This window comes from Flagellimonas amoyensis, assembly GCF_003058265.1.
GTDB classification, from domain to species: Bacteria; Bacteroidota; Bacteroidia; order Flavobacteriales; family Flavobacteriaceae; genus Flagellimonas; species Flagellimonas amoyensis.
In genome coordinates this window covers 588,570-601,417 of sequence record NZ_QBUK01000001.1, presented here as the reverse complement: position 1 = coordinate 601,417, position 12,848 = coordinate 588,570, and the positions used below count along the sequence as shown (strand labels likewise).

The window sequence follows — 12,848 nt, the reverse complement described above, 5'->3', positions numbered from 1 at the left end:
CAATTCCCAGTCCTTGACATCAAAATGGTTCTATTCTTTTCTTACGCTGTCTATTGCAATATGTATATGAACTTCTTCTCTTTTCCCCCGGTCCAAACCTTTCGGCCCCTCCCGGAGCGCCCTGCCTTATCAGCTAAGCGGGTGCAAATATAAGAACGTTATTTCGACTCCGCAAAATGTTTTACCGTATTTTTTTGAAATAAAATTTCATAAAAATGTAAGTGCTTGTTTTTCAACATTGACATTTTCAAACTCACTAAAATTTTTATGAAAAGAAATTCCAGACCAACCCAAATCGTATGACAAAATCACGATAGGGATAGTTGGGTGCAGAATAATAATTGGGCTCGGAAAAGATGGAATTCAAATGTTCCGCCTTCAAATAAATCCTTGTTTGCCTCACTTTGGCATTTATAAAAACATCCAATAACGGATATCCTCCAAATTCTTCATTATTCTGTATGTAAAATTCACCCAACAATGGATTGTAGGCATCCATAGTATAGGTGGTAAAATATTTGAAGGTGACACCTGTCTGTAAGAACATCGCCTTTTTGAACACGTCACTGGAAAAATATAGTGTGTTCCTTGTCACCAATTCGGGCAGGTTCAACACTTGGTTGTCCTGAGCAACATTCTGGTACATGACCGTGTTCATGAGTGCCCACTTACGCCATTTGAGCTCCTTGGTGTATTTCAATTTAAGGTGGTTCACCGTTCCTGATTCTTGAAACGGTCGCACGAATGCTGTTTCCTGGGCATTGTCTATTTGCTCCTGCGTAGCCGTTGAAGCGAAATAGGTGTAATTGTCCAAGGTACTGTACTGCCCTTCCAAAAGTCCGTAGTTCTTTGTTTCAAAACTGAATTTGATGGTCTTGGCCTGGATGTTTTCAAAAGTGTCATTGTTTTGCCAATTGAAGTTCCTATAATCACTTTGGTACAGCAGGTAGTTGAAATTGGGCATGCGCGAGGATACATTTATAGCACCTGTAATGACATAATCATCATTTATCCTGTAACGGGCCACACCATCAAAGTTATTGCCCGTGAGCTCTCCTGAAACTGTGTAATTGATATTTCCTTTCAAAAACAAAGGCCCTATCCTATTGGAGTAGGCCCCACCGACCGATATTTCCTGCCCATCCAATTTGTTCTGGATGGTTTCCTCTTCGGTGATCAGCAAGCTATTGAAGTAATAATTATAATTGTAGAGGGCAATGTTCCCTGACAATTTTCCCAAGGTCTTGTTCGAAAACTCCACACTCCCCTTATTGTACATGGTCTTTAACCTTGCCCTATCCTCAATGGGCACTTGGAAGGGATCTTCCCCAAGGGAAATATGCGCGGTCGTTTGGACAAAATCGTATAGTTTGGTCTCATAAGCAAATTCGTGACCCAGGGCCAACGTTGTGGGGTCTGTATCCGTAGAATCCTTTTTATGGTTGACCAGTTTAAGCCTATGATCAAAAAAGTAGCGCTTGCCCAGTATACGGTTTTCTGCATTGGTATAACGCAGATCAACTTTTGCCCTATCCTGAAAATCATCCTCACCATCTTCAAACTGGCTTCTATCCAATAGACCCCCACTCTCTTCATCTTCGAGCTCCTGCGCCGCAATATGCCCCCTAAGACCATATCTTCCATTTTGGGTCTCGTAATTGAATGTCATCCTAAATTTTCCATCCTGGGCCTGCTCATACCTATACTTTCCCAGGGAACGGAATCCCGTATACGCTACGGACGCATTGAACTTTCTAGATAGATTGAATGTGAGCAATGCATCCAAAAACTGTCCCTGTTCCATTGTGGTCTTGAACATGAGTTCTGTCATTGGGGTGGGAACATTATAATAGGTAACATCTTCCTTTTCAAAATATCCTGTGTTCTTTGCCTCGGCCCCGATCCTCGGATAATAGGAAGCGGTAGAGAAATCCTTGCCCAGCTCATTGTACTGTTGCCCCATATTGGCAAAGGGCATGAGTTCAAAATCGTCTTTCCGGAGGTAATTGTACTTGTATTCCTTGCGAATGGTCAGTGTGGTATCCAAAGACGTGGTATCCCGCTGGTATGAAATGAGCCTATAATCCTTTATGGAAACAGAGTCTTTTTGCAAAGTCTGCGACGGAACACTTTTCATCTTGGGCTTTGTCGTTTTTACAGAATCAATCCCTACAGATTCCTTTGGTTTCAACCCCAATGTATCAGCAGGAGCCATTTTAAGGGAATCCACCTCTTTTTGGGGAGGGAGGGAGTCTTGTTGTGCGGATATAATATGGCCCGAGAAAAAAAGTAGGGCAAAAATCAGAAATCTCATTCCATGATATTGGTCCAACAAAGGTAAAAGTTTTGTTTTTAAAGAAATGTGAAAAAAATTTACTACCCAAATTCATTGTGGGCCAATCACTTTTCAGCCAGCCTTTATTCGTAATTTGTTTGACCTCATTCAAATAATGATTAATATAAATTTCTACCTTCTAATGATTTTATAATAAAAAAACCATCCCGAAATCGGGATGGCCTTTCTTAAGTTTATTAAGGATACTACTTAAGGTTTATTGCTTTTCAAAAACAGTTCTAAACTGTCCAAAAGTACCAGCAGCTACAAAATAACCATTGGTCATATCCAAAACCCCAACACAATATCCAGGACCAGGGGCACTTGTTCCAGACCCTTCCCAGCTAAGTTCCCCATAAGGCGTTGCTCCAAAATTAGTATAGTTCAGAGCTGGCTGTCTAGCTATAGTTAAATCTCCTGTACTCGGATCTACATCAACAACAACGTCATACTCTTCAGGGTGAGCGGCAACGTTCACCAATGTGATTTGATTTTCACCAGGGCCGGCAACAACTTCAAAAGGAAGTGTCTGTCCTATATATATCCCAAATTCATCAGTTGTGGCAATGTAGGTTCCTTCATAATCCGCAATACTGAATGGACAGGTATATGCTATGGACGCTGAAACATTTTCAGTTTTGTCGTTAATGACAATATATCCCTCCGAGGACACCTGAGTAATGGAAAGATTTAGGATAGGCGCAACATCGACAGGTGTCATTATTCCATCTGTAAGAATAGTTATAGGAAGATTTCCCTCATACATATCACTACCATCAGGGCTCAATGTTATTGTATTGGCATCAAGACGGAAATTTACCCCTTCCACTGCTGTCGAGCTAGGATCAACCTCCACGGTTACAGTGATATCGTCCCTGAAATCCTTCACCGTTGGCCCAATAACCCTAATAGGAATTTGGGAGCTGACTTCCTCTCCATTTGCTTCGGCCCTTACTGTAAGGGAGCCACTGGCAAATCCAACTAAATTGGCTCCTTTGCCAAAATCTGTTTTCTCATCATCCAACAAACATGAACTCATGGTAAGGGCGCAAAAGCTCATTACCAATCCATTTTTTATATACTTTATATATTGATTCTTCATCGTTCTTTTTTTTAGCTTTTATTTCCAAAAAGGAGCACTGTTGAATGCATCACTAGCCGATTGTGATGGAACATTATTAGCATTCCTACTTAATTCAGATTGAGGATAAAGTAGTCTTACTGGTCTAGTACGGCCTAAATTTTGGGCATCAACTGGAATTGGCAACCCTTCTGGGAAACCTGTACGTGTCAAATCAATCCATGATTCAATTGAAGCTATACCATTCAATGCAATCCATTTTTGTGTTATGATTGCCTCAATCTTATCTGACGACGCTACCCAACCTACATTTTCTATATTCTGGCCATAGTATGTTGCAGCTTCTGTAGAAGCATCTTCCACACCGAGATACTCAAAATGGGCCACGATAGCTTCTTCATATAATGCCTGGGCATTTCCAGCTAGATTAATATCCGGATTTGCAACCGCTTCGGCCTGAATCAACAGTGCCTCAGAAAGACTCATAATTATCTGGTCTTGCTCAGCCTCTTTGAGCAACCCCGTTCCCACTTTGGATAGGTCATTACTAGTGAATCCAGTACCAGGTAAATCTACAGCTTGAACAGATCCCTTAAATTCATCATTATTGGCAGATGGGTTATACAAATATCCCAACCTTGGATCGTTCGTATCTGTCAAATAAGCTATAGTGTAATCAGATGCGACGGTAAAATCATTTCTGTCTTCTTGACTTCCGTTGATTCTGAAAAAGTATCCATAGAAGGGACTCTGTCTTGCCTCCAAATCATTACTATAACCAGGATTCGATGACACATCTTCAGTAATAAAACCATGCCCGTTTGCATTAATTTTTGCAATTTCCTCATTAATATATGAAGATTGACCGGTATTGCTCAAGCGGACAAGCATTCTTAATTTAACTGTATTTGCAAATTGAGCCCATTTATCCATATCACCACCAAAAATGATATCGTTATCACCAGGATTTTCAGCATTTTCGGGTAAATTTCCAGCCAAAATAGCAGCTGCAGTCAATTTATCAATCACATCCTTATATATAGTCTCTGCATCATCATAGGCCGGAGTAGGATTGTCCCCTCTCAGATTTGCTTCTGAGTAAGGGATATCACCATAAATATCTACCAACAACTGATATTGAAATCCTTTTAAAACAGCGGAGATTGCTTTATATGCAGAATAATCTACAGCACCCGTTGGATCCTCATAAGTTTCGACATAGGTAAGGTTCTTAAGAATGTCTACATATGAAGTTTCAAATATTGTAGCATTAAAAGATGTAGTTATATTATACCTCATATAATCTTGGTTTGCAGACCAGTTGGATGGCTTGGACCAGTTATAAACAAACATATTACCCATATAGGCCATAGTTGTTGCGTTAAGTGAAGCAAAATATTCCTGAGCAGCAGGCAATGTAAGGCCTGGAGTAGAAATTGACGGGTCATTGGGGTTGTCGTTCACGTCATAAAAATTATCACTACAACCCACTAATAAAATTCCAAAAACCAATATCAAAAATGATATCGCATGTATTTTCTTAGTTTTCATAAGTTTTTTTTTAGAAATTAACAGATAGCGTTATACCGTATTGCCTTGTAGGTGCGGTTTGCGCTTGGGTACCAACACCAACCGCATTACCTGTTGTAAAGTTGAATTCAGGATCCGTATAAACATTGTCCTTGGGTCTGAATGTGAAAAGATTTCTACCAAATACACCCAAACTGAGTCCATCCATTCCAATTCTATCCAATATTTCTTTACCAAAATTATAAGATAAAGAAACCTCTCTTATTTTCAGGGTGGTAGCATCGGTCACATAATTTTCTTTGACATCATTATATGCATCCCAGAATGCATTCCCTCCTCCAGAAGTAGGACGATCATCGTTGGCAACATAGCCTCCATTCCCATCAGAATATGATGAATTTGGGAAAATGAAAGGTTGACGATTCGACGAAGCACTATGTTGAGTCAAACCTGTAAACTCCATAGCATCAACAATACTGTTGTAGAAATAATGTCCTGTCCTATAATCAAGCACTGCATAGAAGTTAAAGTTCTTAAACCTGACATTAGTGTTAAGACCAACAATATAATCAGGTGTGGTTTTTCCAACTGTTCTCATGTCTGCGCTTCTAATAGGGTCTCCGTTACCATCAACAATTATCCTTCCCAAATCATCGCGCTCATAAGCTGTGGTCCTAATCATCGGGTAAGGTTGTCCTACTTCAGCTACAATTTGTGCAGCAGCAAATCCACCAATGTCCACACGATCCACACCCTCTGTCAACGAAAGCACCTCTGATTTCATCGCAGTATAATTTATACCAACATCCCATGAAAAGTCTTGGGTTGAGAATATTTTACCTGACAAATCAACCTCAATACCTTGGTTCTGCACCTCACCAATATTGGTCCACATACTTTGAGCTCCAGATGAAGAAGCAATGTTTATAGGCACAATTTGATCTGTAGAATTTGTTTGGTATGCTGTGATGCTACTTGTCAATCGTGACCGAAAGAACTGCATTTCCAAGCCAACTTCCATCGCCGTGGTAAACTCAGGCTTTAAGTTAGAGGCCGAAACCCTGTCATCTGCATCTTGTGCCAGTCCTGCCGTACCGCCAAATGGAAATCCATCTGGAGTATAAAAAGAAGGGTTTGTCACATATGCACCAGGGTCATTACCCGTCTTGGTTATGTTAAAATTCGCTTTCAAATATCCCAGACCCCTATCGCTCTTCAAACCAGGAAAAGCATCGGAAGCTACAAACGAAAGACCTGCTCCAGGGTAGAAAAAAGAACGATTGTTTTTGGGCAATGTCGAAGACCAGTCATTTCTTGCAGTAAAGTTCAAAAAGAGATAATCATTGAAACCTAAAGTAAGATCGCCGTAAACCGCTACTTTTCGGAATTCTTCCGATTCTTCTCCCCCATCCAAAGCTCCGGTCAAAGTGGAAACGTTCCAAAAATCAGGAATAATCAAATTCTCACCAGAAACCTCAACTCTTTTACGATCATAAATACGAACGTTCTGACCAAGGTTCATGTTCAAATTAAAATGACTGTTTAAATCCTTGTCAATATTCAAAATGAAATCATTATTGAACCTTGTCGTATTTTCTATTCGATCAACAACACTAGACCCATATTCATCCATTCTTGAGTAAGGGTGTTGAAGTTCAAAAGCATAAGACAATCCACCCAATTGACGTTTGTAACGCTCAGTAGTATTAGTGTAACCACCTCTCCACAACAAACTTGCCCAATCGGTGATGTTATATTTGAGATGACCTATATAGTTAAACTCATTTACATCGGTTTTCTCTCTCTGGGTATCAACTATAAAATATGGGTTCTCATAGAAAGCATAATAAGAAACTTCATTTCTAGTATATTCTCCATCTCTCCAATTCTTCATTTCTGTAATAGGAATATGCAATGGCGTATTTATAATATTCCAATACAATGGTCGACCTTGTCTTCCTGCCTCTTCAGACACAACATTAGCATGGGAACGAAAGAAAGAAAAATTGCCCCCAACCTCAAGCTTTTCAAACTTTCTATTAGCCGACAAACGCACATTGGTTCTATTATACTGGTCTTTTGGAACAATACCTTCAACGTTAGTTTGATCTAAGGAAAACAAGAAGTCCCCTTCATCTCCACCACCACTCAAAGTGACACCATGACGAATGGTCGAGCCTGTATTGAAGAAACTTTTATGATTGTTTTTTATTGGGCTGAATGGCACCATCCAAACTCTTCCAGGAATGTAATCCCCATTTTCATCTTCGTAATACTCACTGGCCTCCACCATTCTACCGTCATACGCTGGCCCCCAGTTTACATTCTCCAAAGGATAGAGCGTACCATCAGGAAACCCGCCAACACCAAACTTATCTTGGAATTCAGGCATATACGACACTGTTTCGGCTTGATAAGAAGTATTATACGTGACAGAAAGTTTTCCTTTACCTCTCTTTGTGGTAATCATGATAACACCATTCGATGCATCCGACCCATACAAAGCTGCGGCATTTGCCCCTTTCAGAACACTGATATCTGCAATGTCATTAGGATTGATTCGATCTAGTGCATTCCTAGAAGAAGGATAACCATCCACAACTATTAACGCCTGGTTGTTACCCAATAAAGAACGATTACCCCTTAAAACAACCCGTGTATTAGGATTAACCCCGTTGTTGGTTGTATTAATCTGCAAACCAGAAACTTTACCCACAATAGCGGTAGCTGCATTAACAGCCCTAGTTTTTGTTAGATTATCCCCTTGAACAGAAGCTACTGAGTAAGAAAGTTCCCTAGGCTTCCTTTCAATATTCAATGCCGCTGTTACGACAACCTCTTCCAGTGCCTGGGCATCTTCCTCCATCTGCACATTAATTGATGATGACGCACCTACAGTTCTCTCAACTGTTTTTTGGCCAACATAACTGAATCGCAGTACTTGACCCGTACCAGCCGAAATAACGTAGTTGCCATCAAAATCCGTCTGTGTCCCATTTGCGGTCCCAACAACCACAATGGAGACACCAGGAAGTGGCAAACCACTTTGGTCAGTCACGTTACCTGAAATTGTTTTCTCTTGTCCATAAGAGAAAGACATGCAGAACACCAGAAACGGTGCCAGCATCCATGCTAACTTAGTTCTCATTTATTTCATTTTTTGAATTAGTCCGGCCAAAAATCTATATAATAAGTTAATATTCAAAAAAATTAACAAGTCCAAACACCTTCAATCAACAAAACTCTGTTTATATTTTTATTAATTTTAACATGAACCTTTCATATATATCGCTACATATCAATAATGTAAGAATTTTATTAACATTTTTTTTGTGAAATTGTCGATTTTAGGCATGTATATGTTAATTTTTCAAGACCTATGTTAAAACCTTGTTATAAAAACTTTTTTGAAGCCGGAACGGACGAAGCCGGGAGGGGTTGTTTGGCCGGCCCAGTGACCGCCGCGTCCATTATTCTCCCCGAAGGATTTTCGAACAGTATCCTCAACGATTCCAAGCAGTTATCCCATTACAAGCGTGACATATTAAGGGAAATTCTGGAGCACGAAGCAGTATCTTTTTCCGTATGTCATGTGTTTCAGGAAGAAATCGATGAGATCAACATTTTGAACGCCTCCTTTTTGGCCATGCATCGGGCACTGGATTCCATGACCCAAGTCCCTTCCTTTATCTTGGTGGACGGGAACCGTTTCAAACCCTACCCGAACATAGACCATGAATGTATTGTGAAGGGTGACGGAAAATACATGAGCATTGCAGCGGCATCCATACTTGCCAAGACCCATAGGGACGAATACATGGCCAAGATCCATGAGGAATACCCCATGTACAACTGGAAAAAGAACAAAGGCTACCCCACGAAAGAGCATCGGGAAGCCATAAAACAATACGGAATCAGCCCTTATCATCGAAAAAGCTTCAGACTACTCCCCGAACAATTGACACTGGATATTTAAAAATCCTAACTTTGTTTGAAACTTCGGCAATGAGATTTAAGATTTGGTTCTGCTTGCTCAGCGTTTTGGCCCTTTCCTGCACAAAGGAGGTCAAGACCAAAGATTCACTTTTGGAACACCTCCCCCCAGACCCCACATTGGTCATCAAGATCCAAAACCTCCCCAATTTCAAAAGCGAGTTGAAAAACAACTCCTTTTTGGCAAACATCAAGGGGCTTTCCACTTATGACGGGCTTTGGGGCAAACTGGACAATCTTGGATATGTATCCACCAAGGCGACCTGTCTTTTGGCATTGTACGAGGTGGGCAAGGACAATTATGACTTTGTCTTGGTCGCCCCCAACCATCCTGAGATCTTTGACCTGGAAAAGGTGACGGACAAGACCGTTGAGACCTTGACCTACCAGAACACCTCCATTACCAAATATACCCTCGGCGCCAATGAAATCTATAGCCTGTCCGAAGGCAAAGAGATTGTGATGGCCTCCTCCCTCCTGCTCATGGAAAACATGATCCGTGCGAAGGATGCCAATCCCATCAACCCTACACTGAAAAAACTTTACGGGACCACATCGCCCAACAAGTCGGCCACATTTTTCCTGAACTTGAACGAAAACCCTTCCCTGCTTCCATTCAAGGAAGACAAAACCAAAAAACCACTGTCCGAGTGGGTTTCCTTGGATTTCAGCGCGAATTCCGACAGGGTGAGCCTCAATGGGATCGCCATGGCACCGGATTCCACCAAAAATTTCATCAACCTGTTCAAAGGGACATCACCATTGGCCAACAAAACACCCCAGTATGCCCCAATGAACACCCAAGCGTTGATCTCCTATACTTTTGACGATTATCAGGTCTTCGCCAAAAACCAGAACACCTATTTGGACAGGACCAAAGCGGTGGACTCCCTTTTCAATACCATTGAAGAAGTGGGCATCGTTTACCTGAACAACCAAAAAGTGGTGATGCTGAATTCCTTTGGTACCGAAAGCCTCTATGATTTTCTAGACAGCGGCAAGACATCCTCTGACTCTTATCAGGGCAGCGAGATCTTGGGGGTACAGGATAAAAATTTTCTGACCGGAGCATTTGCGCCATTGGTCAAGGACTTTGAATCCAACTTCTGCACCATCTTGGAAAACAGTTTCATCTTTGCGCAGGACATAGAACCTTTGCAGACGGTCATCAGCAATTACAAAAGTGGAGCCTCCTTTACCAATTCCACCCTCTACAAAACAGCGAAGGCCCCGCTGGCCAATGAGTCCAGCATCCTATTTATATCGGATGGTTCCGGAGTCGATTTTTTTGCCGAACGGGACTTGGCTCCTGAAATGACCGAATCCATTAAAAAAGTGGACTTGGACGAATATGCCATTGCTTCGCAACTTGTGTCGGATACGGATTTTGCCCATTTCAACATATTGGCCTCAAAAATAGGTGCGGTACAGGAAAGCAATACGGTCTCCCCGCTGTTCACCTTGGAGCTGGACACCGACTTGGCCCTGGACCCCCAGTTCGTGAAGAACCACAGGACCAACAAACAGGAAATTGTGGTGCAGGACCAGAACAATGTCCTTTACCTGATCTCCACCGAAGGGAAGGTGCTTTGGACCAAAGCACTGGATAGTCGTATCCAGGGGCCCATTCAGCAGGTGGACATTTACAAGAACGGAAGATTGCAATTGGCCTTCTGTACCAATGACGAATTTATGATCGTGGACCGCAATGGGGAGGATGTACCTCCTTTCAAGATCCATTTCGAAGGTGGCAACCTCAATCCGTTGGCCATTTTTGATTATGATGGTCGAAAGGACTACCGCTTTGTCATTACCCAAGGCAAGAAGGTGTTCATGTACAACAACCAAGCGAAGATTGTCAGTGGTTTCACCTTTACTGAAGCACCGAGTACCATTTTGGGGGCACCGAAGCATTTCCGGATGGCCAACAAGGATTATCTGGTCTTCAAACTCGAGGACAATACCTTAAAGGTATTGCACCGCACCGGCAGCGAACGGATCAAGATTGCCGAGAAAATCAATTTTTCCACCAACGAGGTATTCCTATATAAGAACAAGTTCTCGGTGACCAATACAGAGGGTGTGCTTCACCAGATAGACACCAAGGGGCAACTCACCGCGACCAATTTCAACATGAACAAGGACCACGGCATGTTCGCCACCAGCAATACGCTCGTGTTCATGGATGACAATGTCCTTAGCATCAGGGGCAAGAAAGTGGAGCTGGACCTAGGTGTTTATTCCAAACCCAAGATTTTCTACATCTACGACAAGATCTATGTGAGCGTGACCGATATCCAAAACCAAAAAATATACCTCTACGACAGTCAGGCAGAACCTATTGCCGGTTTTCCCGTATATGGTAGCTCGGCCATGGACCTCACGGATATGGACAATGACAAAAAACTGGAATTGGTGGCCAAGGACCAAGGCAATTCATTGATTGTCTATAAATTGAACTAAGCCGAAACAACCCATACAGTTCTACATACAACCCATACATTTTTGAGGGAGCAAAGACTGTTTTTTAGTACTTTTCAAGGGATTATTTTTTAAACCGAACTAAAAAACACTATTGAATGAAAACCTCCAACAAGCCCCTCTACTGCTTGATCATAGCACTGATGGCAGGGGCAAGTATGAATGCCCAATTTCTTAAAAAACTGGCCAAAAAGGCCGAAAATGCCGCGGAACGCACCATAGAGCGCCGCGTGGAAAATGAAACCTCCAAAAAAACAGATCAGGCACTGGATAGCATCTTGGAACCGGGATCCGGCGGCAAGCAGGCACCGGACACCAACCCACAGGACAACGATACCCCTTCCAATACCAGTTCAGGCAACGCGGGCAGCCCCGTCACAGGAAAATCTGGACAGCCAGCTACCAAATCCATTACCGTTTACAGCAAATTTGATTATGTGCCCGGGGACAAACTTTTGTTCTTCGATGATTTTGCCAATGACTTTATCGGAGACTTTCCTTCCAAATGGAACACCAACGGCAGTGGCGAAGTGGTCACCATCAACCAATCGCCCCAAAGGTGGATGGAACTCGTTCCCGGATATGGTATTTACTACCTTCCCAACATGGTCGATCTGCCCGAAGAGTATACCATTGAGTTCGACCTACTGACCAACGGTATTGATGACCAAACCTCCTCAACGGCAGGCATTGAAATCTACCTGAGCGACGACAAGAACTTCGAAAAAGGGGACCATCATGTAGAGGTCTTCACTCCTGTTGGCCAATATGCCCTGTTCAGCATCGGTTTAAGAAACTACATCCGTGGAGAGGGTTCTTTGATCAACAGCGATGTAAAGGCAGATATCCGAAAAGCGGTGCTCAACCAACCCCATATCTCCATTGCGGTGAACAAGTCCAGGTTCAGGATGTGGGTGAACGAGGAAAAATATGTGGACATCCCCAAAATGGTCCCAGAGCACAAAATCACCACCCTAAAGTTCAATGTGAACGGACTGAAAGATGGCAAAGAACAGATCTTTATCAGCAACCTAAAAGTAGCCGAAGGCGGTGTGGACCTTCGCAGAAAACTCATTTCCGAAGGAAAGGTCTCCACCAACGGCATCCTTTTTGACGTAGGCTCGGCCAACATCCAACCCCAGTCCATGGGTATCATCCTCCAAATATCCCAAGTATTGAAACAAGAGACCGCCATGAAACTCAATATTGTGGGGCACACGGATTCCGATGGTTCCGATGAGAGCAACCTCAAACTTTCCAAAGAGCGGGCCGAAGCCGTTAAAAATGCCTTGGTGTCCGTGTACGGTATTTCTTCCGACCGCCTGAGCTCCGAAGGAAAAGGGGAAAGCACCCCGGTCGGGGACAACAGCACCCCAGCAGGAAAGGCCCAGAACCGAAGGGTCGAATTCATTAAAATCTAAATAAAAA

At 42.5% G+C, this 12,848-nt stretch carries 7 protein-coding genes; 3 read left to right on the top strand and 4 right to left on the bottom strand.

Annotation, left to right across the window (positions count from 1 at the left end; all coding sequences use genetic code 11):
• Positions 1 to 265 precede the first annotated feature (265 nt).
• From DB398_RS02475 to DB398_RS02460, 4 genes are all read right to left on the bottom strand, one after another.
• On the bottom strand, positions 266 to 2,314 hold the full coding sequence (locus tag DB398_RS02475; RefSeq protein ID WP_199913340.1) for a putative porin: 2,049 nt from the start codon (positions 2,312 to 2,314) through the stop codon (positions 266 to 268).
• 238 nt (positions 2,315 to 2,552) lie between these two features.
• On the bottom strand, positions 2,553 to 3,437 hold the full coding sequence (locus DB398_RS02470; protein WP_108422794.1) for a hypothetical protein: 885 nt from the start codon (positions 3,435 to 3,437) through the stop codon (positions 2,553 to 2,555).
• An 18-nt stretch (positions 3,438 to 3,455) separates the two neighbouring features.
• Positions 3,456 to 4,967: a SusD/RagB family nutrient-binding outer membrane lipoprotein gene (locus DB398_RS02465; protein WP_108422793.1), complete on the bottom strand. Its 1,512-nt coding sequence runs from the start codon at positions 4,965 to 4,967 to the stop codon at positions 3,456 to 3,458.
• Between the two features lie 10 nt (positions 4,968 to 4,977).
• The gene (locus DB398_RS02460) at positions 4,978 to 8,094 is read right to left on the bottom strand and encodes a SusC/RagA family TonB-linked outer membrane protein (protein ID WP_108422792.1); all 3,117 of its coding nucleotides are present in this window, start codon (positions 8,092 to 8,094) and stop codon (positions 4,978 to 4,980) included.
• A gap of 231 nt (positions 8,095 to 8,325) precedes the next feature.
• Between DB398_RS02460 and DB398_RS02455 the strand changes: the two genes are divergently transcribed.
• The 3 genes from DB398_RS02455 (at position 8,326) to DB398_RS02445 (ending at position 12,841) form a co-directional block, all read left to right on the top strand.
• Positions 8,326 to 8,922, top strand: coding sequence for a ribonuclease HII (locus DB398_RS02455; RefSeq protein WP_108422791.1), 597 nt, complete (start codon positions 8,326 to 8,328; stop codon positions 8,920 to 8,922).
• Between the two features lie 29 nt (positions 8,923 to 8,951).
• On the top strand, positions 8,952 to 11,402 hold the full coding sequence (locus tag DB398_RS02450) for a ribonuclease HII (protein ID WP_108422790.1): 2,451 nt from the start codon (positions 8,952 to 8,954) through the stop codon (positions 11,400 to 11,402).
• Positions 11,403 to 11,518: 116 nt separating this feature from the next.
• Positions 11,519 to 12,841 (top strand): OmpA family protein, encoded by a 1,323-nt coding sequence (locus DB398_RS02445; protein WP_108422789.1) that lies wholly within the window; start codon positions 11,519 to 11,521, stop codon positions 12,839 to 12,841.
• Positions 12,842 to 12,848 lie beyond the last annotated feature (7 nt).

Coding starts and splice junctions, on each gene's coding strand:
- DB398_RS02450 (WP_108422790.1), top strand. CDS start 8,952: ATGAGATTTAAGATTTGGTTCTGCTTGCTCAGCGTTTTGGCCCTTTCC.
- DB398_RS02470 (WP_108422794.1), bottom strand. CDS start 3,437: ATGAAGAATCAATATATAAAGTATATAAAAAATGGATTGGTAATGAGC.
- DB398_RS02465 (WP_108422793.1), bottom strand. CDS start 4,967: ATGAAAACTAAGAAAATACATGCGATATCATTTTTGATATTGGTTTTT.
- DB398_RS02475 (WP_199913340.1), bottom strand. CDS start 2,314: ATGAGATTTCTGATTTTTGCCCTACTTTTTTTCTCGGGCCATATTATA.
- DB398_RS02460 (WP_108422792.1), bottom strand. CDS start 8,094: ATGAGAACTAAGTTAGCATGGATGCTGGCACCGTTTCTGGTGTTCTGC.
- DB398_RS02445 (WP_108422789.1), top strand. CDS start 11,519: ATGAAAACCTCCAACAAGCCCCTCTACTGCTTGATCATAGCACTGATG.
- DB398_RS02455 (WP_108422791.1), top strand. CDS start 8,326: ATGTTAAAACCTTGTTATAAAAACTTTTTTGAAGCCGGAACGGACGAA.